Source organism: Geodermatophilus sp. SYSU D00758 (assembly GCF_054049955.1).
In genome coordinates, this window is record NZ_JBJGYK010000040.1 from 1 (window position 1) to 19543 (window position 19543).

Sequence of the window (19543 nt, forward strand, 5' to 3'; positions counted from 1 at the left end):
GCCGCACCCCGCCCGCGCCGCGCGGCGGGGTGCGGCTGCGCGCGCCCGGCCGACCGGCCGTGCGACCTCCGCCGGCCACCCGGCGGCGGGCAGGCTCGTCGCGCTCGCTCTCGGGTCGGCCTCGCTCTCGGGTCGGCCTCGCTCTCGGGTCGGCCTCGCTGCCGGGTCAGCGCAGCCGGGAACTCCACCCCGGCTCCACCGCGGCCCACTCCTCCTCCCAGGCCCGCTCCCGACGGACGTCCAGGACGGAGGTCAGGAGGACGTGGAGGGCCCAGGTCGCCAGGGGGAGCCCCAGCAGCGGCAGGGCCCCGGCCGCGGCCGCCCGGTCCGGGATGACCGACCGGTCGAGGGGTGCCGGGACGAGGTCGCCGTCCCGGTCGATCCACACCAGCACGTCGGTGCCGACGGGTGTGCCGGGCAGCACCGTCACGAACCCCCGCCGGTGCGGGCCACCGGGGGCCGACCAGGTGGCCCGTACCGGCACCACCGTCGCGGGAGGGGCGCCGTAGGCCTCCCCACGGGGGTACACCGGTCCCGGTGCCTCCTCGAGCACGACGGCGCGGGCGCGAGAGCGCTCCGCCGCCTCGGCGGCGGCGACCGCGTGGAGGTGCGCCGCCGCCGCGGTCGAGACGGCCACGGCGACCACCGGGGCGACGAGGAACGACAGGACGACGACGAGCCGTCCGATCACCTGGACCCGGTCCGAACGACGACGGAGCGGGCCGGTGCCGAGCGTGAAGCGGCGCAGCGACCGGCGGACGCACGTCTCGCGCTGTGCGGCCATCGTGCCGACCTCCGTGTCGTGGGGCGCCGGCTCAGACGAGGACGCGCCGCTTCAGCTGCTCGAACTCCTGCGGGTTGATCGCACCCTGGTCGAGCAGCTGCTTGGCCCCGGCGATCTCGTCGAGGCGGTGGACGCCCGGAGCCGCTCTCGAGCCGTCGACGGCACCGTCCTGCCGCTGCACGCGGTGGACCTGCGGGACGTCGCGATCCGCCATCGCGCGCCCCTGCGGGACGAGGTACGTGAGCGAGCCGACCAACGGCAGCACCAGGACGACGAGGACCCAGCCGGTCTTGGCCCACCCGGACACGTCGTGCCGGCGGAAGAGGTCCCCGAACACCGTGATGACCAGCCACAAGTAGATCATCAGTGCGAAGAAGAGGACGAACGTCCACATCAGGTCGACCAGCGGGCAGTCGTCGGCGGCCGCGACCATGGTGCACCTCCGTGCGGGACGTCGTCCTGCTGAGGATGGGGACCGGCCGGCCGGTCCCCATCCCCCGGCTCGGATGACCGGTCCGGCCCGTCGGCCGGCGGTCGCCTACCCGTGGGCCTCCCCGGAGCCGGTCTCGCCCGGGCAGGAGGAGGCCACCTCCGCCCGGCTGCACCAGGCTTCCGCTCATCGGACCGGATCGGCAGGCGCCCCGGGGGCTCGGGCGTCGGGGTGGTCCGGCCGGCCGAGTGGCTCCGGGGGAGGGCCCCGCCTGCGGAACGGTCGAGGCACCGGGCTCGGTGCCCGCTCCGACCGCGGGGGAGCGCGCGGACGTGGGACGTCGGACGTACGAGCTGCGGGTCCGCGGGCCGGTCCCCGCCGGGGCGCGGTGCCGACCTACTCCGTGCGCTGCTCGGGGACGACCTGATCGACGAGCGCGGCGGCGCCCAGCACCCCCCGCACGATGGCGCCCGCCGCCGCGGTCACCCGTGCGCTCCCCACGATCGGGGCGATCGCGACCAGGACGGCCTGCGCCTTCTCGGCGGTCAGGCCGCCCTCCTCGGCCATCCCGAGCGTGACCAGGTAGGAGGCCGGGGCGGCGTCCATGGCGACGAGGGCGGCCAGCCGGACGAGCAGGTAGGACTCGGCGTCGAGACCCGACCGCTCCAGTGCGTCGAGGTCCGTCTGGAGCAGCGTCTCGAGGACGGGGGCGTCCCCCTGCGCGATGCGGCCCGGTGCGTTGTCCCGGGCGGTCCGGGTCATGGCTCCTCCTGACGGGCCGGGACTTACGGCGTCCAGCCTCGGGACGGGGACGCCGCCGGTCCTCATCCCGGGCGGACGACGCAGCGCCCGCGGGACGCCTCCGGTGCCCGGCCTCGTCCACCGTGGGTGATGAGCGGCGCCCCTCCCGGGACGACGCTGACCCGGTCGGCCGGGCACCGCGCCCGCCTGCCTGCCCGCTGCGGGAGGGACGAGCCATGCGTCGTCTGATCACCGGCCTGCTGGTCCTGGCCAGCGCCCTCGCGCTGGTGCTGGCCTCCGTGTCGCTCTGGACGCGCCAGAACGTGGTCGACACCGAGGCGTTCGTGTCCGACGTCGAGACGATCGTCGACCTGCCGGAGGTCGAGTCCCGCATCACCGAGCAGGTGACGGAGACCGTGATGACCCAGCCGGTGGTGCAGGACGCCGTCGACGAGGCCGTGGCGGTCCTGCCGGAGCGGCTGCAGCAGTTCGAGCCCACCGTGGAGAGCGGGATCCGCTCCGTCGTCTCCGCCGGGGTGCAGCGGCTGCTGACCGACGACCCGTTCCGGCCGCTGACGACCGCAGCACTCACCTCCGCGCACGGCCAGCTCATCGCCGGGCAACCGGTGGAGTACACCCTCGGGCAGGCGAAGGGGCTCGTGCCCGACGCGGCGCAGGACGGGGTCGCCGGCCAGGTGCTGGACCTGCTGCCCGACGACGTGGGCGTCACCCTCCTGACCCCGGCCGAGGCCCCGGAGGTGTACTCGGCGGTCGACCTGCTCGAGTCGGTGTGGTGGTGGCTCGGCCTCGTCGCGCTGGGCGCGCTCGCGGGCGCACTGGGGATCTCGCGCCGCCGCCGCGGCACGCTGCGGGCCTGGGCGGTGACCGCGACGGTGCTGGTCCTCCTCGTGCTCGCCGCCCTGCGGGTGACCCGGGGTCTGCTGCTGCCGCGGGTGCGCGAGGAGAACCGGGACGCCGTGGGCGCGGTGTACGACGTCCTCGCCGGCAGCCTGCGGTCCTGGACCCTGTGGCTGCTGGCCGCCGTCCTGCTGGTCCTCGTGCTGACCCTGGTCTGGGGCCGGCTCGGCCTCGTGGCCGGCGTGCGGCGCGGTCTCGCGTCGGCGCGGGCGCAGCTGCACCGCCGGCAGGAGGCCCGGGCCCGCGCCGCCGAGGGCGCCGCGCCGGGCGAGGGCGCCGCGCCGGCTGCCGGGGAGCCCTGGACGCGGCGCGTCGCCCTCTGGTGGCGGGGCTTCGCCGAGGGGCTGGAGCTCCCGGAGCGGACCGCGCACCTCGGTGCCTGGGTGCGGGCGCACCTCGGCCCGGCCCGGTGGGCGGGGATCGCGGTCGGCGCGGTCGTCCTGCTCTTCTGGCCGGGGCCGACGCTGTCGGTGCTCATCTGGGTCGCCGCGCCGGTCGCCCTCTACCTCGGTGCGCTGGAGTGGCTGCAGGACAGGGCGGCGGAGCCGGCCGCCGACGGGCAGGGGGCGGCACCCGCGGGCGCGCCCGGCCCGGCGGTGCCCGAGCCGGCGGCGCCGTCCGCGGTGCCCGCGGCCGCGGTCCCGGCCCCGCGGTGGACGGCGGAGCCCGCCGGCGGCGGCCCGGGCGGGGCACCGGTCGCCACCCTGGTCGACACGGCTCCGGCGCCCGCGCCCGAGCCGCTGGTGCCCGCCGCGCTGACGCCGGAGACGCTCTCCACCCTCGGCGGCCGGCTCGACCTGCTCGTGCGCCTGGGGGAGGCGCGCGACGCCGGCGTCCTGAGCGAGGAGGAGTTCACCCGCGAGAAGGGTCGGCTCCTCGGCGTGTGACCGGTCGGGTCACCACCCGGAGGGCCGGGCCGTCGTCCGCGACCCCGTGGGCGTCATCCCGACCTGCTGCCGCGACCGGGCGCGCTCATGTCCCCCGTACCCGGCGTGCCGTCGGCCAGCCCGTAGCGCAGGTGGACCGTGCCCGTCGGACCGGCCACCGGCGGCTCGAGGAGGGTGACGTTCGTGGGGACCGCACCCCCGTCGAACACCTTCTTCCCGACGCCGAGCACGACCGGGTGCACCCACAGGTCGAGCCGGTCGAAGAGCTTCTCGCGCAGCAGGGTCTGCACCAGGTCCAGGCTCCCGACGACCTTCACGTGCTCGTGCCTCTCCCGGATCCCGCGCACCGCGCCGGCCAGGTCCGGGCCGAGCTGCGTGGACCCGGCCCAGGGGAGGTCGGGCCTGCCGCGGGAGGCCACGTACTTGGGGACGCGGTTGAACAGCCTGGCGATCCCGCCGTCCTGGCCGCCCTCCTGGTGCGGCCAGTAGGCGGCGAAGATGTCGTACGTCCGCCGGCCGAGCAGCAGGGCGTCGGTGCCCTCGTAGGCGGCACCGACCTGCGCCTCGGCCACCTCGTCCAGCAGGGGCGCCTGCCAGCCGCCGAACGGGAACCCCTCCGGGTCCTCGTCAGGACCGCCGGGCGCCTGCCCGACGAGGTCGAGCGTCGCGAACAGCTCGATGTGGATGAGACCCATGCCCTGCTCCCGGTGAAGTGGCCGTCCCCGTCACGAGTGGGACCGGCCGTCGCCGGGGAACTGAGCGCAGCCCCTCGCGGAAACCGACGACGTCGGTGTGCTGCCCTCGTTCCCCGGCCACCGGGCCCTCCCGGCCGCGGCGGTGACCCTGAGCCGCCGGGGCCCTCCCGGTCTCGCGCTACCGTTCGTGGTGTCCGAGCCGTGGACAGCGCGCCGAGGCCGGTGGTGGCCGTGGACGATCCCCCAGTCGCACCCAGCGGTGCCGCGCCGCAGCGGGCCCCCGCCGACGAGGACGTCCGCGCCGAGCTGGAGCTGGTCCGCGTGGAGCTGCGCGCGGTCCGGGCTCAGCTGGAACGGACGTTGGCGCTGGTGGAGCATGCTCCGGACGCCATCGTGATCCTCGACGTGGCCGCCGGTCACTTCGTCTCGGTGAACGCCGCGGCCGAGCAGCTGTTCGGGGTGAGCCGGGCGGAGCTGCTGCGGGTCGGTCCGGCGGCGATCAGCCCGCCGGTGCAGCCGGACGGACGTCCCTCGGCGATCGCGGCGCAGGCCTACATCGCCCGGGCGCTGGCCGGGGAGCGGCCCCGGTTCGAGTGGACCCACCGGCGCGCCGACGGCACCGACGTGCCGTGCGAGATCACCCTGCTGGTGCTGCCCGACCCCGGCCGCCAGCTGGTCCGGGGCAGCATCCAGGACATCACCGCCCGGCGGGAGGGCGAGGCCGCCCGCGCCGCCGCGGTCGCCGAGCAGGTCGCCCGGCGGGCCGCCGAGGCCAGCGTCGCCCGGCTGCAGGCCACCGTCGCCGGGCTGAACGCCATCGTCTGGGAGCGCGACCCGGCCACGCTGGAGCTGACCTTCGTCAACGAGCGCGCCGAGGAGGTGCTCGGGTACCCGGCCTCCCGGTGGCTGGCCGACGCGGGGTTGTGGGCCCGGATCCTGCACCCCGACGACCGCGACGAGGTCCTGGCCCGCGTGCGGGCCGAGATCGCCGACGGCGGCGTGGACTTCAGCCTGACCTACCGGGTGCGTGCCGCCGACGGCCGGTGGGTGTGGCTGCAGCACCTCGGTCACGTCGCCCGGGACGGGGACGGCGCTCCGCGGACGCTGCACGCGGCGCTCTTCGACGTCACCGCGGCCCGTCGTCGGGAGCAGGCCGCGGCCCTGCTGGCGGCCGCGGGTCGAGCGCTGACCGACCCCGGCGGCGTGGAGGAGCGGCTGGCCGCGGTGGCCGGGCTGCTGGCCGGCGAGCTCGGCGACTGGGCGGCGGTGTGGCTGCGCGGCGACGACGAGCGCTACCGGCCGGTGGCCGCCGCACCCGCTGCCGTCGCCGACCGGGTGCTGGCGGTCGGGGCACTGCGCGTGCCGCGGGAGTTCACCGAGCCGGTCGACGGGGGCCGGGCCTTCGCCGTCCCCGAGGTCACCGAGCAGGTCCTGCGGGAGGCCACTGCGAGTGAGCACCAGCTCACCGCGCTGTCCGCGCTGGGCGGCCGCTCGTGGCTGACCGCGACGCTGAGCACCGCCGGAGAGCCGGTCGGGCTGCTCACCGTCGCCACCGACACCCGGACCGGCTACGACGAGTCGGACGTCGCCTTCGCCGCCGACCTCGGCCAGCGGATCGCCACGATGGTCGCCGCCGAGCGGCTGGCCGTCAGACAGCGGCAGCTGCAGGCGCTCACCGCCGCACTGGCCGCGGCGGCCACCGCCGCGGATGCCGCCGGCGCGCTCGCCGCCAACCTGCGCGAGGCCCTGGATGCCTCGGTGGTGGCCGTGTGCACCCTCGGTGGGGACGGCCAGCTGCACACCATCGACATCGACGGGCACTCGCCCGGCTGGACGACCCAGTTCGCCACCATCCGGTTGTCCGCGTCCCTGCCGTTGGCCGACGCCGCCCGCACCCGCCACCCGGTGTGGCTGCCCGACCGGCAGACCCTGCTCGCGCGCTACCCGGACGTCGAGCCGTTCCTGCAGGCGCAGACGCAGGCGACGGCGGCGTTGCCACTGCTGGCCGGCCACCGCGTCGTCGGCGCGGTCGGTGTGGTGTTCGGTCGGCCCCGGCGCTTCGACGCCGCCGAGCGGACCTTCCTGCTCACGGTCGCGGGGCAGGCTGCCGCCGCGCTGGAGCGGGCCGCGCTGGCCGACGTGCGCCGGGAGATGGCCGAGACCCTGCAGCGCAGCCTGCTGCCCGCCGCGCTGCCCCAGCCGGAGGGGCTGGCGGTCACCGCCCGCTACCTGCCCGCCGTCGCCGGGACCTCGGCCGGTGGCGACTGGTACGACGTGCTCGTCCTGCCCGACGGGCGGGTCGCCGTCGCGGTCGGGGACGTCGTCGGCCACGGTGCGCCGGCCGCCGCGGTCATGGGGCAGCTGCGCAGCTCGCTGGCCACCCTGCTGTTCGCCGGGTTCTCCCCGGGCCGGGCGCTGGAGCTCCTCGACGGCTTCGCCGCGCCGATCACCGGCTCCCGGGTGAGCACCGCCGCCTGCCTGCTGCTGGACCCCGCCACCGGCGAGCTCACCTGCAGCCGCGCCGGGCACCCGCCGCCGCTGGTGGCCTCCGCAGCCGGAGCCCGGTTCCTCGACGGCGGGCTCGGGCCGGCGCTCGGCCTGCCCGGCACCCGCGCGCGCCCCGAGGCGGGCACCGTCCTGGCGGCCGGCTCCACCCTGCTGCTGTTCACCGACGGGCTCATCGAAGTGCGCGGTGCCGACCTCGACGAGGGCCTTCGCCGGCTGGCCGCCGCGGTCACCGCCCGGGCGTCCGCGTCGCTGGACGCCCTCGTCGACGGCGCGCTGGCCGAGCTGGTCGGCCCCGCCGGCACCGACGACGACATCGCCGTGGTCGCCCTCCGCCCGCTGCCCGCACCGCTGCGCCTGGATCTGCCCGCCGACCCCGCGCGGCTGGCCGGCGTCCGGCGCGCGGTGGCGGCGTGGGCAGCCGACGCCGCGGTCGGGCAGTTCGCCGCTGACGACCTGCAGCTGGCCGTCGGCGAGGCGGTGGCCAACGCCGTCGAGCACGCCTACCGCGACACCGGAGGAATCGGCCGGGTGGACGTGGAACTGGTGGCCGACCGGGACGGCGGTGTGCGCGTCACCGTCCGCGACGGTGGTTCCTGGCTCCCCGCCCCGGCCGATCCGGGCTTCCGCGGCCGGGGGCTGCAGATGATCCGTGCGCTCGCCGTCGACGTGGACGTCGACCGGCGGCCGGCGGGCACCGTGCTGCGCTTCCGGCTGCCGCCCGCCGCGGCGCCCACCGGGTCCGCAGCCCGGCCCCCGGACGTCGCGTCGGCCCCGGCGACGCTGGCGGTCACCGATGCGGGCGGTCGGCGTTGCCTGGAGCTCGCCGGTGACCTGGACCTGGCCGGGGTCGAGACGGTCCGCGCGGCCCTGCTGGCCGAGCTGGACGCCGGTCGGCCGGCCGTCCTGGACCTGACCCGCCTCGGGTTCGTCGCCAGCGTCGGCGTCGGTCTCCTGCTGGAGGCGGTTCAGGTGGCCGGCGACGGCATGGAGGTGGTGCTGCCCGCCGGTGGGCCGACGCGGCGGCTGCTGGACCTGGCCGGACTTCCCGGCGCTCTGTCCGGCAGCGAGCGGCGGGACCGGCGTTGACCGAGCCCGCACCGCCCGGACCCCGCGGGGAACAGGCGCGCGTCCCGCTCACGGTCGATCACCCGGCCCCAGGCGCCGGTGCGCCTCGCGGGCGCGCCCGATCCCGTGGAGGGCGCGTCAGGAACGCCCCCGGGCGCCCGGACGGCGACGGATCGACCCGTCCGCGCCGGCAGGCCGCCTGGCGCGGCTCGGCTGCACACGCATCGGTTCGCCCGGCATCTTCGGGGTGTGAATCACGAAAACGCTGTTCACGGGGGCAAGGGCGCACGTCGCGGATGAGCGTCAGCGGGTGGGTCATCGGGCGAGTTGTCGCGTCTGGACCGGCACGGAGTATCGGTCAGCTGTAGACGTCGGCGCGGTGCGAGATGCGCACGACCCTGACGAGGACCTCGTCGTCCTGGATCGAGTAGACGACGCGGTACTGGCCTCGTCGAGCGGACCAGTAGCCCTCGAGTCCGAAACGGAGCGGCTTCCCGACGCGGTACGGGTGCGCAGCCAGCGGCCCGTAGAGGAAGCCGACGACCGCGACGGCCACCGGCTCGGGGAGGTCGCGCTCGATGGCCCGCCTGGCCGCTGCCGAGAGGACGACGGTGTACCGAGGAGGGCCGGTCACCGCCGGCGGGCCGCGAGTGCGGCCCGCACCTCGGCCTCGCCATAGACCTCGCCAGCGGCCATCGCTGCCTCCGACTGCCTGATCTCCGAGCGCGCTCGGGGATCGGAGAGGACCTCCAGGGTCTCCATCAGGGACTCGTAGTCCTCGACGGCGAGGATGACCGCGACCGGGCTGCCGTTCCTGGTGACGGTGACGCGCTCGTGCGTGCCGGCGACCTCGTCGATCACCTGACTGAAGTGCGCCTTGACCGCCGCCAGGGACTGCGTCGTCATGACCTTAATCATGGTCAGTTCGTCAGCGGGGGTCAAGGAGCTCGGCCGGGGGCCGGGCAGCTCGTCGAGCACCTGCTCGCGGCCGAGGGGCGATCCGCGAGCAGAAGGAACAGTGGACGCTCCAGCCGCTGCGCTCGATGGTCCACGGTGTGTCAGAAATTGGTTCCAGGCGCCCGGAAAGGCGACCGGAGGAATGCGCCCGAGTCACTGCAGGACGTGAGCTGTTCGTCGAGTGATCGCTGTGCTTCCCCGGCGTTGAGCGCCGACTCATCCGTCCGCGCTGGTCGGACGCCTGGCCCGGCTCGGCTGCACCCGCATCGGCTCGCCCGGCATCTTCGGGTAGTCCGGCGGGTAGGGCAGGTCGCCGAGGTCGGAGTCCCGGGCCTGGCGGTCGGCCAGCTCCAGCAGCGGCTCGATGCCGAAGGCGTGCTCGGCCAGGCCCGCGTGCCTGTCCCCGACCTCGCGGAACCGGGCGGGCATGGTGAGCACGTCGAAGTCCTCGGGCCGGACGTCGGGCAGCTCGTCCCAGTCGACCGGCGCTGACACCGGGGCGTGCGGCCGGGGCCGGATGGAGTACGCGCTGGCGATCGTGCGGTCCCGGGCCATCTGGTTGTAGTCGATGAAGATCTTCTCGCCGCGCTCCTCCTTCCACCACGACATGGTCACGCGGTCGGGCAGTCGGCGTTCCAGCTCGCGGCCGAAGGCGATCACCGCGCGGCGGACCTCGGTGAACGTCCACCGCGGCTGGATCGGCACGTAGACGTGCACCCCGCGCCCGCCGGAGGTCTTCGGCCAGCCCTGCATGCCGAACTCGCCGAGCAGCTCGCGGACGTGCGGGGCCACCCGCACGGCGTCGGCGAAGCCGGTCCCCGGCTGCGGGTCGAGGTCGATGCGGATCTGGTTCGGCGACTCGACGTCGGCCTTGTCGACCGGCCACGGGTGGAAGGTCAGCGTGCCCAGGTTGGCGCACCAGGCGACGACGGCGACCGAGTCCGGCGCGATCTCGTCCGCCGTCCGGCCGCTCGGGAAGGTGATGTGCGCGGTCGGCACCCAGTCGGGGGCGTTCCTCGGCACCCGCTTCTGGTAGAAGGCGTCGCCGGTGTTGTCCACCCGGGTCGAGAGCCGCGCCCCCTCGAAGACCCCGCCCGGCCAGCGCTCCAGCGTCGTCGGCCGGTCCCGCAGGGCGGCCAGGATCCCGTCGCCGACGGCGAGGAAGTACTCGACGACGTCGATCTTGCGGATGCCGCGCTCGGCGAAGTACGGCTTCTCCGGGTTGGAGACCCGCACCTCCCGACCGTCGACCTGCAGGATGACGGCGTCCTTCGACGACGCCATCACCGACCGGACCCGGGGGAGGAGCTCACCCCGCGGACCCTAGGGGAGTCAGGCCGGGCAGGTCAGCCCGTCCTGCGGGACCACCAGGTCGATGAGGTAGGAACCCACCGCCTGGGTGACGCAGTCGGTCTTCGGGTAGGCGGTGTGGCCTTGCCCCTCCCAGGTGAGCAGCACGCCGGACTCGAGGTCCTCGGCGAGGTCCTGCGCCCCCGACAGCGGGGTCACCGGGTCGCCGGTGTTCCCGACCACCAGGATCGGCGCGGCCCCCGCGGCGTCCCGCTCCGGCAGCGGCGTGCGCTCGGCCTCCCAGACCGAGCACGTGTAGAGGCCGGTCGCCGAGCCGGCACCGAAGAGCGGGTAGCGCTGGCCCCAGTCGGCGGCCAGCTCGCGCACCCGCTGCTCGTCGACCTGCTCGTCGGGGTCCCTGTCGGCGCAGTTGACCGCCAGGTTGGCGTCGATGAGGTTGGACCAGGTGCCGTCCTGCAGCCGGCCGTAGTAGCTGTCGGCCAGGGAGAACAGCTGCTGGGCGTCGCCCTGCCGCGCGGCCGCGAGGCCCTGCGCGAGCTGCGGCCACGCGCCGGTGTCGTACAGCGCGGCCTGGACCGCGGTGAGGACGACGCCGGGGGTGGCCTGCCGGGTCTCGCCCTCGCGCGCGCTCGGGATCGGCGCCTGCGCGGCCTGCGCCAGCAGGTCCTGCACGAACTGCCGCGGGTTCTCACCCAGCGGGCAGCCGGAGACCAGCTGCGTGCAGTCGGCGGCGAAGGCGTCGAAGCCGGCCTCGAAGGAGGCGGCGCTGGTCTCGGCGTCGGCCACCGGGTCGGTGTCGGGGTCGACCGCGGCGTCGAGCACGAGCGCGCGGACGTTCTCCGGGAACAGCTCGGCGTAGGTGGAGCCCAGCGTGGTGCCGTAGGAGTAGCCGAGGTAGGTCAGCTGCTCGTCGCCCAGCGACTGGCGCAGCAGGTCCATGTCCCGGGCGGTGTCGACGGTGTTGAAGGTGCCCAGGGCGTCGCCGTACTCCTCGGCGCAGCCGTCGGCGACCTCCTGCGCGAGGGCGAAGGTCTCGTCGAGCTGCTCCTCGGTGGTCGGCCGGGGCTCGGCGGCCACCAGCCGGTCCTTCAGCTCCGCCGGGACGCACTCGACCGGGGTGGACAGGCCCACCCCGCGCGGGTCGAAGCCGACCAGGTCGAAGCGGCGCAGCACGTCCTCCGGCAGCGTCAGGGCCGAGCCGATCGCCGCGTCGGCGCCGGACCCGCCGGGCCCGCCGGGGTTGACCAGCAGCGAGCCGATGCGGTCGGTCTGGCCGGCCAGCCGCGCGCGGACGAGGAACAGCGGCAGCGTGGCGCCGTCCGGCTCCTCGTAGCTGATCGGCACCTCGGTGCGGCCGCACTCGAAGGCGAGGTCGCGCTCACTGCCCGGCGTCCCGGCGATCAGCGGGTCGATCTGCTCGTCGCAGGGCGTCCACTCGATGTCCTGCGCGATCGCCTCGGCCGGCGCGGCCGACGTCGACGACGGCGCGGAGGCGGCCGGCTCGTCCCCGGTGGAGGAACAGCCGGTGACGGCCAGGAGCAGGCCGGAGGCAGCGGCGAGCAGACCGCGGGACAGGCGCATGATCGTCGAGGGTAGGTGGCCGACGGCGGCGGTGCAGGCGCCCCGGGCCCGCGGGACCCCGCCGACCCGGCCGCTGACCTCGCGGTCCGCACCCCCACCGCGGCGACCGCACCGTCACCAGGATCACACCCGGCGCCCGGCGCCCGGCGCGTCGGCCGGAGACGACCTCGGCGAGGTCTCGGCCGGAGACGACCTCGGCGCGGTCTCAGCCGGAGAAGACCTCGGCGAGGTCGTAGCGCACCGGGACCTCGAGCTGGTCGTAGGTGCAGCTGCGCGCCTCGCGGTCGGTCCGCCAGCGCAGGAAGTGCCCGGTGTGCCGCAGCCGCCGGCCCTCGAGCTGGTCGTACCTGACCTCCACCACCAGCTCGGGCCGCAGCGGTACCCAGGAGAGGTCCTTGCCGGCGTTCCAGCGGCTCTGCGCCCCGGGCATCCGCTGCTCGGTGCCGCTGCCGTCGACCTGCGCGTTCGCCCAGTCCTGCCAGGGGTGACCGTCGAGCGCGTCGGCCCGGTACGGGGCCAGCTCCTCGACCAGCTCGGCCCGCCGCTTCATCGGGAAGGACGCCGCCACCCCGATGTGCTGCAGCTCGCCGTCGGAGTCGTAGAGGCCCAGCAGCAGCGACCCGACCACCGGGCCGCTCTTGTGCCAGCGGAACCCCGCGACCACGCAGTCGGCGGTCCGCGTGTGCTTGACCTTGGTCATCAGCCGCTGGTCGGGCCCGTAGGGGAGGTCGGCGGGCTTGGCGACCACGCCGTCGAGCCCGGCGCCCTCGAACTGCTCGAACCAGCGCCGGGCGGTGTCCGGGTCCTGGGTGATCGCGGTGACGTGCACCGCGTCGGTGCCGGGTACGACCGCGCGCAGCCGCGCACGCCGCTCGGCGAACGGCACCTCGACCAGCGACTCGTCGCCGAGGGCGAGCAGGTCGAAGGCGACGAAGGAGGCCGGCGTCTGCTCGGCGAGCAGCCGGATGCGCGACTCGGCCGGGTGGATGCGCTGCAGCAGCGCCTCGAAGTGCAGCCGGTCGCCGTCGGGGACGACGATCTCGCCGTCGACCACGCAGCGCTCGGGCAGGGCCGCCTTGACCGCCTCGACCACCTCGGGGAAGTAGCGGGTCAGCGGGCGCTCGTTGCGGCTGCCCAGCTCCACCTCGTCGCCGTCGCGGAAGACGATGCACCGGAAGCCGTCCCACTTCGGCTCGTAGAACAGGCCCTCGGCGACCGGGAGCGTGGTCGTGGCCTTCGCCAGCATCGGCTTCACCGGCGGGAGGAGCGGGAGGTCCATGCCGGTCAGTAGATCAGGACGGCCGCAGCGCTGAGTGGACCAGCTCACACGACCACCCTCCGTCAGGGTGCACGAGGCGGAGACGCACCTGTCCCGGTTGTTGGAGCGGGTCGCCACCGGCGAGGGAATCGGGATCACCAACCGCGCCCGCCTCGTGGCCCACCTCGTGGTGCCCGCACGCCGCATCCCCGACTTCGACGTCGACCGCGGTCGGGTCCGGATCGCCGAGGACGTCGACGACCCGCTGCCCGAGGGCCGCCAGCGCGCGTTCGAGGGGGAGGGGTGGGGGTCCTCTCGACACGCACGTCCTCGTGAGGGCGGCGCCCCGGTCGTCCCGGCTCGGTGCGGACCGGCAACCGGTCCTGGAGGCCGACCAGCGGCTGGTGTCCGCGGTGAGCGTCTGGGAGCTGGCGATCGAGGAGCGCCTCGGCAGGCTCTCCTGGGGTCCGACGTCGGGAGCTGGTCGCGCCGGGTCGCCCGCGAGCCGGCGCTGCACCACCTACCGGTCACCGCGGAGCACGCCGCGGCCGTCGAGCACCTGCCGGACGTGCACCGCGCCCCGTTCGACCGGCTCCTCGTCGCCCGGGTCCGCGTCGAGGGCCTGGTCCTGCTGCCCGCGGACCGGCGGCTGACCGGCTACGGCGACGTCGTCCGGGTCCTCGGGGACCCCTCGACGGCCCAGCGCGTGACGGCGTAGCGGGTGAGGAGGACGCCGTCCTCCTCGAGCAGCTGCACCAGGCGCGGCCGGACGACGTCCGCGAGACGGCCGGGCAGCAGCCGGGCCTCCCCGCCGACCAGCGCCGGCGCCAGCGTCAGGTCGAGCTCGTCGACCACCCCCGCCTCCAGCGCCGCGGCCAGCAGCGACGGGCCGCCCTCGCACAGCACCTGCTCCAGGCCCCGGTCGGCCAGGAGGTCCAGCGCCGTGGGCAGGTCGACGTCGTCCTCCCCGCACACGAGCACGTCGACCCCCGCGGTGGCGAGCGCGGCCCGCCGGCCGGGGTCGGCGGCCGCGCAGGTCACCAGCAGCGTGGGGGCCACCGCCAGCCGGTCGCCCGGCGCCGGCGACGCCCGGCGGGACACCACCGCGATCGGCGCGGTCGGCGGGCGCCCCAGGTCGCGGCGCAACCGGCCGACCGCGGACCCGGCGGTCATCGGGCGGTAGCCCTCGGCGGCCGCCGTGCCGTGGCCGACCAGCACGACATCGGCCAGGGCCCGCAGCAGCCGGAACACCCGCTCGTCGGCGGGGGAGCCCAGGCCCGCGCTGCGCCCCGAGACGGTGATCGCGCCGTCCAGCGAGGCGACGAAGTTCGCCCGCACCGAGCGGCCCGGCGCCGTGCGGTAGGCGTCGGCCAGCACGGTGTCGTCGGCGAGGTCGTCGGCGAGGTCGTCGTCCCGCGGCCCGGGGGCGGGCAGCAGCCGGCGCACCTCAGGCGGTGGTGAGCACGGCCGCGCTCTCGGCGGGCAGCGTCACCGTCCGGCCGTCCACGGTGGGCTCCTCGCCCCGGTCGAGGTGGGTGCCGGTCGCGAGGAGGACTCCGGTGGCCGGCCGGTCGAGGTCGACCTCGCGCGGGGCACCGGCGAGGTTGGCCACCACCCGCAGCGCCCCGCGGTGGACGACCAGCCACCGGTCCTCGTCGTCCCAGGCCACCGCGACCCGGGACAGGTCGGGGTCGACGAGGTCGGGCCGGGCGCGGCGCAGCGCCAGCAGGGCGCGGTGCAGCGCCAGCAGCCCGGCGTGCGGTGCGCGCTCCGGCTCGGTCCAGTCGAGCTTGGACCGGGTGAAGGTCTCCGGGTCCTGCGGGTCGGGCACCTCGTCGGCGTCCCAGCCGTGCTCGGCGAACTCGCTCTTGCGCCCCTCGGCCGTCGCCCGGCCGATCTCCGGATCGGTGTGGCTGGTGAAGAACTGCCACGGCGTCGCGGCACCCCACTCCTCGCCCATGAACAGCATCGGGGTGAACGGGCTCGTCAGCACCAGGGTCGCGCCGACGGCGAGCAGGCCGGGGGAGAGGGAGGCCGAGATGCGGTCGCCGACCGCGCGGTTGCCGATCTGGTCGTGGTCCTGCAGGTAGCCGAGGAACTTCCAGCCCGGCAGCAGGGCGGTGTCCACCGGCCGGCCGTGGTGCCGGCGGCGGAAGCTCGACCAGGCGCCGTCGTGGAAGTAGGCGCCGGTCAGCGTCTTGGCCAGCCCGGCGAGCCCGGCGGCGGCGAAGTCGCCGTAGTAGCCCTGGCCCTCGCGGGTGAGCACCGAGTGCAGCGCGTGGTGGAAGTCGTCGCTCCACTGGGCGTGGATGCCCGTTCCGTTGGCCACCCGGGGGGTGACCATCCGCGGGTCGTTGAGGTCGCTCTCGGCGATGAGCGTCAGCGGCCGGCCGAGCGCCACCGACAGCCGGTCGACCTCCTGCGCCATCTCCTCGAGCACGTGGGTGGCCCGCTCGTCGACCAGGGCGTGGACGGCGTCGAGCCGCAGCCCGTCGACGTGCATGTCGCGCAGCCACATCAGCGCGTTGTCGAGGACGTAGCGGCGCACCTCGTCGGAGTCCGGGCCGGAGAGGTTCACCGAGCTGCCCCAGGTGTTGGCGCCGCCCTCGCTGAAGATCGGCATGAACAGCGGCAGGTAGTTCCCGGACGGGCCGAGGTGGTTGTAGACGACGTCCTGGATGACGCCCAGGCCGCGCTGGTGGCAGGCGTCGACGAACCGCTGGTAGGCCGCCGGGCCACCGTAGCTCTCCTGCACCGCGTACCAGAGGACGCCGTCGTAGCCCCAGTTGTGCGTGCCGTCGAAGCCGTTGACCGGCAGCAGCTCGACGAAGTCGACGCCGAGGTCGACCAGGTGGTCCAGCCGCGCGATCGCGGCGTCCAGGGTGCCCTCGGGGGTGAACGTGCCGACGTGCATCTCGTAGACCACGCCCCCGGCCAGGGGCCGGCCGGTCCAGGCCCGGTCCCCCCACGCGTGGGCCGCCGGGTCGAACCGGCGGGACGGGCCGTGCACGCCCTGCGGCTGCCGGCGCGACCGCGGGTCGGGGTAGACCTTCTCGTCGTCGCCGAGCAGGAACCCGTAGTCGGCCTCGGGCCCGGCCTCGACGGCGGCCCGCCACCAGCCGTGCCCGTCCCGGGTCATCTCGTGGACGGCCCCGTCGACCTGCAGGCGCACCCGCTCCGGCAGCGGGGCCCAGACGGCGAACTCGGCGGGTGCGGGCATGCGGGGTCCTCCGGGGTGGTCAGGGCGCTCGGATCGGGTCGATCATGCCCGCGAACCCGACCGCCAACCGTCCGTCCGAGCCGGGAGGGGGAGGCGATGGCCGAGTGGGTCGAGCTGCGGGTCCACGGTGTCAGCGGGACGCCCCCGGACTACCTGCTGGGCAGCGCCCACACCGCCCAGGTGGCCGGCGACGACCGCAGCCGGTGCTTCCGGCCCACCGACGCCCAGGGGCTCGAGGTCCCCGCCCCGGACGGCCACGTGCTCGAGGCCTTCCACTGGGGACGCTGGACCTCCGGGTCGTGGACCCAGGGGTTGTGGCTGCTGCTCATCCCCTTCGGCATGGTCAACGCCGCGCAGTTCATGCTGCCGCCGCCCAGCACCGCCGCCCAGCGCCGTCTGCACGCCGGCTGCGGGGCGCTGCTGCGCACCGTCGGCCTGGTCCTCACCGGGCTGTTCGCGCTGGCGGCCTGCCTGGTGGTGGTCGACCTCCTCGCCTGGCAGTGGCTGACCCGCCGCGGCCTCCCGGTGCCCGACCGGGTGGTCGTCGCCGCCGCCCTCGCGCTGGCCGCCCTGCTCGTCGTCGGGCTGTCCCGGATCGGCCAGGTCGAGACCGGCCGCCGGTACCGCTTCGCGCAGGCCGGGCCGCGCGACCTCGGCCACGGGGCCGACGGGCTGCCCGGGCTGGGCGACGCCGCCTTCTTCGACGGCGATCCGGACAGCCCCGCGCTGCGCCGGCTGCACCGGGCAGCCGGCCTGCTGGTCGTGGCCTGGCTCGGCCTCTCGGTCGCCGTGGACGCGGGCACGGGGTGGGCCGAGCCGTTCCGGTGGTACCCGGCCGTGCTCCTGGCCCTCGTCGGGTTCGCCGTCCTGGTCAGCGGCGACCCGGAGCGGCGGACGACGGTGCGCACGGCCACCCGGGAGCGGCCCTGGGTCCGCCGCGCGGTCCTCCTCGCCGCCACCGCGCTGCGGGTGCTCACCGTCGCGGCCGTGCTGCTCGCGCTGGCCGCGGTGCTGGCCTCCGACGTCACCGGGGTGGGCCGGTTGCCGGGCAGCGAGCCGGCGGTCGGCGTCCTCGTCCTCGTGGGCACCGCCACCGTGCCGCTGCTGGCCCTGGCCGTCGCCGTGCTGGCGGCCGCGACGCGCCCGGCCGCGCAGCGCGTGCCGCGGCCGTTCCGCCGGTTCGCCGGTGGGATGTCGGCCGCCCTGGCCACGGCGGTCGGCTGCTTCCTCGCCGTGGGCTCCACCGCCGGGGTCACGCTGGGCGTGGCGGAGCTGCTCGACGTGCTGACCGCGGCCGAGGTCGAGGTCCCGGCGCTGCTGCAGCGCTTCTCCTACGCGTGGGGCGTCACCGCGGTGGTCTTCGCCGTCCTGGGGGCGGCGGGGTGGGTGCGCGCGCGCCGGCGGCGGGCGGCGTTCCGGGTCCGGGCGCGGCACGCGATGACCTTCGGCGATCCGCCCGCGCTGCGCCTGCCGCAGCCCTGGGTGCGGCGGGCGGCGGCGGCGATGCAGCGGGCACGGCTGAAGAACGACGTCCCGCTCGTGCTCGCCGTCTGGACGGCGCTGGGCCTGGTGCTGGCCGCCGCGATCGGGCTGGCGTCGTGGGGCGGCCGCGGCGCGGGGCAGGAGCCGCCCTTCCCGGCCAGCGTGCTCACCGGGGTCGCCTCACCGCCGGGCGGCGCCGTCACCGGCGACGACGTCGTCATCGCGCTCGGCCAGGCCACCCTGCTCGGCATCGGGCTGGGCACCGTGCTGCTGGCCCGCGGCGCGCTGCGGTCGGAGGCGGCCCGGCGGGGCCTCAACGTGGTCTGGGACGTCGTGGCGTTCTGGCCGCGCGCGGCGCACCCGTTCGTGCCGCCGCCCTACGCGTCCGAGGTGGTGCCCGCGCTGCTCCGCCGGATCTGCTGGCACCTCGGCGTGGCCGACCCCCTGGCCGACCGCGGGGGTGACGACCCGGCCGGCGCGCTGCCGGGGCGCAACCCCGACCCGGCGCCCGAGGTGGTCGTGGCGGCGCACAGCCAGGGCAGCCTGATCTCCCTGGTCGCGTTGCTGTGGCTGCCCGAGCCCGCCCGGTCCCGGGTGCGCTGGGTGACCTTCGGGTCGCAGCTGCGGCAGCAGTTCGCCCGCGGCTTCCCGCACTACGTGACCGCCGACCTGCTGCGCGACGTGGCCGGTGCGTTCCGGTGGGTCAACCTCTACCGCGACACCGACCCCGTCGCCGGGCCGGTCACCAGCTGGGACCACACCCGCGACGGCGGGCCGCTGCGGTCCCGCCGGCTCGACGACCCGGCGCGGCTGCAGCCGGACTGGCTGGACCCGCGGACCGGGCGACGGGTGTGCGGCGACGAGTGGCGCCTGCTGGACCCCGTGCCCGGCGACCCCGCTCTGCAGACGCGCGCGGTGACGGGGACCGGCGGGCACAGCGGGTACTGGACCGACCCGGACTGGCCGCTCGCGCTGGCGGTCGCCCGGGGCCGGGTCCCCGACGGGCGGGTCCCCGGGCCCCCTCCGGTCGGTCCGGCGCAGCGGGCGGCCGGACGACGGCCCGGTCCGGCCGCCGGGAGCCGGGTGACGCGCGGTCACGCCGGACCCCCGGCGGCCGGGGGCGGTCAGAGCGCCAGGACCTGACCCGGCGCGATCACGTGCGGGCTGCTCAGCAGGCCGCTGTTCTTCTCGTACAGCGCCTGCCAGCCGCCGGCGACGCCGTGCTGCGCGGCGATCTTCCCGAGCGTGTCGCCGGCCACGACGGTGTGCGTGGCGCCGGACGGCGCGGCCGGGGCCGGCGCGGGGGCCGGTGCCGGGGCGGGCGCGGCGGCCGCCGTGCCGGCCTCGGGGGCCGACGGGTCGAGGGCCTTGCCGCAGGTCGGCCAGGCGCCCGGGCCCTGCACGTCGAGCGTGCGCTCGGCGGTGGCGATCTGCTGCTCCTTGGTCGCCAGGTCGGCCCGGGCGGCGTACTGCAGGCCGCCGAAGGCCTCCCAGGTGCTCTGGCTGAACTGCAGGCCGCCGTAGTAGCCGTTGCCGGTGTTGATGGCCCAGTTGCCGCTGGACTCGCACCGGGCGACGGCGTCCCAGTCGTTCGGCACGGCGGCCGCGGCCGGGCCGGCGAGGCCGAGGGCGGCCGCCGTGGCGCCCGCGGTCAGGGCGGTGCCGAGGACCAGCCGGGCAGCCCGGCGGGAGGAGGACGTGCGCAT

Annotated in this window: 16 protein-coding genes; 4 read left to right on the forward strand and 12 right to left on the reverse strand. The window is 76.2% G+C overall.

Features of this window, described 5'->3' with window-relative positions; all coding sequences use genetic code 11:
• Nucleotides 1-166: 166 nt before the first annotated feature.
• From ACI8AC_RS20860 to ACI8AC_RS20870, 3 genes are all read right to left on the reverse strand, one after another.
• Nucleotides 167-784, reverse strand: coding sequence for an Rv1733c family protein (locus ACI8AC_RS20860; protein ID WP_456899756.1), 618 nt, complete (start codon nt 782-784; stop codon nt 167-169).
• Between the two features lie 31 nt (nt 785-815).
• On the reverse strand, nt 816-1217 hold the full coding sequence (locus tag ACI8AC_RS20865; protein ID WP_456899757.1) for an SHOCT domain-containing protein: 402 nt from the start codon (nt 1215-1217) through the stop codon (nt 816-818).
• A 393-nt stretch (nt 1218-1610) separates the two neighbouring features.
• Complete coding sequence (locus ACI8AC_RS20870) at nt 1611-1976, reverse strand: carboxymuconolactone decarboxylase family protein (RefSeq protein ID WP_456899758.1); 366 nt, start codon at nt 1974-1976, stop codon at nt 1611-1613.
• A 215-nt stretch (nt 1977-2191) separates the two neighbouring features.
• Between ACI8AC_RS20870 and ACI8AC_RS20875 the strand changes: the two genes are divergently transcribed.
• Nucleotides 2192-3760, forward strand: coding sequence for an SHOCT domain-containing protein (locus ACI8AC_RS20875; protein ID WP_456899759.1), 1569 nt, complete (start codon nt 2192-2194; stop codon nt 3758-3760).
• Nucleotides 3761-3813: 53 nt separating this feature from the next.
• On the opposite strand, the gene ACI8AC_RS20880 is transcribed toward ACI8AC_RS20875, so the two are convergent.
• On the reverse strand, nt 3814-4455 hold the full coding sequence (locus ACI8AC_RS20880) for a dihydrofolate reductase family protein (protein ID WP_456899760.1): 642 nt from the start codon (nt 4453-4455) through the stop codon (nt 3814-3816).
• A 231-nt stretch (nt 4456-4686) separates the two neighbouring features.
• Between ACI8AC_RS20880 and ACI8AC_RS20885 the strand changes: the two genes are divergently transcribed.
• A complete protein-coding gene (locus ACI8AC_RS20885) occupies nt 4687-8049 on the forward strand; it encodes a SpoIIE family protein phosphatase (protein WP_456899761.1) in 3363 nt (1120 codons plus the stop codon).
• A 337-nt stretch (nt 8050-8386) separates the two neighbouring features.
• Here ACI8AC_RS20885 and ACI8AC_RS20890 read toward each other — a convergent pair whose 3' ends face one another.
• From ACI8AC_RS20890 to ACI8AC_RS20910, 5 genes are all read right to left on the reverse strand, one after another.
• Nucleotides 8387-8662 carry a type II toxin-antitoxin system RelE family toxin gene (locus ACI8AC_RS20890; protein WP_456899762.1) on the reverse strand — a complete coding sequence of 92 codons (276 nt, stop codon included), beginning with the start codon at nt 8660-8662 and terminating at the stop codon, nt 8387-8389.
• Nucleotides 8659-8934, reverse strand: a complete 276-nt coding sequence (locus ACI8AC_RS20895) for a type II toxin-antitoxin system Phd/YefM family antitoxin (RefSeq protein WP_456899763.1) — start codon at nt 8932-8934, stop codon at nt 8659-8661. The genes ACI8AC_RS20890 and ACI8AC_RS20895 overlap by 4 nt, the downstream gene beginning before the upstream one ends.
• Nucleotides 8935-9201: 267 nt before the next feature.
• Nucleotides 9202-10269 carry a DNA polymerase domain-containing protein gene (locus ACI8AC_RS20900; RefSeq protein ID WP_456899785.1) on the reverse strand — a complete coding sequence of 356 codons (1068 nt, stop codon included), beginning with the start codon at nt 10267-10269 and terminating at the stop codon, nt 9202-9204.
• Nucleotides 10270-10317: 48 nt separating this feature from the next.
• A complete protein-coding gene (locus tag ACI8AC_RS20905; RefSeq protein WP_456899764.1) occupies nt 10318-11877 on the reverse strand; it encodes an alpha/beta hydrolase in 1560 nt (519 codons plus the stop codon).
• A gap of 205 nt (nt 11878-12082) precedes the next feature.
• Complete coding sequence (locus tag ACI8AC_RS20910; RefSeq protein WP_456899765.1) at nt 12083-13156, reverse strand: ATP-dependent DNA ligase; 1074 nt, start codon at nt 13154-13156, stop codon at nt 12083-12085.
• A 67-nt stretch (nt 13157-13223) separates the two neighbouring features.
• Between ACI8AC_RS20910 and ACI8AC_RS20915 the strand changes: the two genes are divergently transcribed.
• Nucleotides 13224-13853 carry a hypothetical protein gene (locus ACI8AC_RS20915; RefSeq protein WP_456899766.1) on the forward strand — a complete coding sequence of 210 codons (630 nt, stop codon included), beginning with the start codon at nt 13224-13226 and terminating at the stop codon, nt 13851-13853.
• On the opposite strand, the gene ACI8AC_RS20920 is transcribed toward ACI8AC_RS20915, so the two are convergent.
• Nucleotides 13793-14581, reverse strand: coding sequence for a dihydrofolate reductase family protein (locus ACI8AC_RS20920; protein ID WP_456899767.1), 789 nt, complete (start codon nt 14579-14581; stop codon nt 13793-13795). The two genes, ACI8AC_RS20915 and ACI8AC_RS20920, sit on opposite strands and share 61 nt — an antisense overlap.
• A 1-nt stretch (nt 14582) precedes the next feature.
• Nucleotides 14583-16355 (reverse strand): malto-oligosyltrehalose trehalohydrolase, encoded by a 1773-nt coding sequence (treZ, locus tag ACI8AC_RS20925; RefSeq protein ID WP_456899768.1) that lies wholly within the window; start codon nt 16353-16355, stop codon nt 14583-14585.
• A 96-nt stretch (nt 16356-16451) separates the two neighbouring features.
• Here treZ and ACI8AC_RS20930 point away from each other — a divergent pair, with 96 nt between their 5' ends.
• Nucleotides 16452-18980 carry a hypothetical protein gene (locus ACI8AC_RS20930; protein ID WP_456899769.1) on the forward strand — a complete coding sequence of 843 codons (2529 nt, stop codon included), beginning with the start codon at nt 16452-16454 and terminating at the stop codon, nt 18978-18980.
• Here ACI8AC_RS20930 and ACI8AC_RS20935 read toward each other — a convergent pair.
• Nucleotides 18962-19543 (reverse strand): transglycosylase family protein, encoded by a 582-nt coding sequence (locus ACI8AC_RS20935; RefSeq protein WP_456899770.1) that lies wholly within the window; start codon nt 19541-19543, stop codon nt 18962-18964. The two genes, ACI8AC_RS20930 and ACI8AC_RS20935, sit on opposite strands and share 19 nt — an antisense overlap.

Bases quoted from the DNA above. Each gene is read 5' to 3' on its own strand.
- ACI8AC_RS20910 (WP_456899765.1), bottom strand. From the start codon at position 13,156: ATGGACCTCCCGCTCCTCCCGCCGGTGAAGCCGATGCTGGCGAAGGCC.
- ACI8AC_RS20870 (WP_456899758.1), bottom strand. From the start codon at position 1,976: ATGACCCGGACCGCCCGGGACAACGCACCGGGCCGCATCGCGCAGGGG.
- ACI8AC_RS20930 (WP_456899769.1), top strand. From the start codon at position 16,452: ATGGCCGAGTGGGTCGAGCTGCGGGTCCACGGTGTCAGCGGGACGCCC.
- ACI8AC_RS20880 (WP_456899760.1), bottom strand. From the start codon at position 4,455: ATGGGTCTCATCCACATCGAGCTGTTCGCGACGCTCGACCTCGTCGGG.
- ACI8AC_RS20860 (WP_456899756.1), bottom strand. From the start codon at position 784: ATGGCCGCACAGCGCGAGACGTGCGTCCGCCGGTCGCTGCGCCGCTTC.
- treZ (WP_456899768.1), bottom strand. From the start codon at position 16,355: ATGCCCGCACCCGCCGAGTTCGCCGTCTGGGCCCCGCTGCCGGAGCGG.
- ACI8AC_RS20905 (WP_456899764.1), bottom strand. From the start codon at position 11,877: ATGCGCCTGTCCCGCGGTCTGCTCGCCGCTGCCTCCGGCCTGCTCCTG.
- ACI8AC_RS20935 (WP_456899770.1), bottom strand. From the start codon at position 19,543: ATGCGCACGTCCTCCTCCCGCCGGGCTGCCCGGCTGGTCCTCGGCACC.
- ACI8AC_RS20865 (WP_456899757.1), bottom strand. From the start codon at position 1,217: ATGGTCGCGGCCGCCGACGACTGCCCGCTGGTCGACCTGATGTGGACG.
- ACI8AC_RS20895 (WP_456899763.1), bottom strand. From the start codon at position 8,934: ATGACGACGCAGTCCCTGGCGGCGGTCAAGGCGCACTTCAGTCAGGTG.
- ACI8AC_RS20875 (WP_456899759.1), top strand. From the start codon at position 2,192: ATGCGTCGTCTGATCACCGGCCTGCTGGTCCTGGCCAGCGCCCTCGCG.
- ACI8AC_RS20900 (WP_456899785.1), bottom strand. From the start codon at position 10,269: ATGGCGTCGTCGAAGGACGCCGTCATCCTGCAGGTCGACGGTCGGGAG.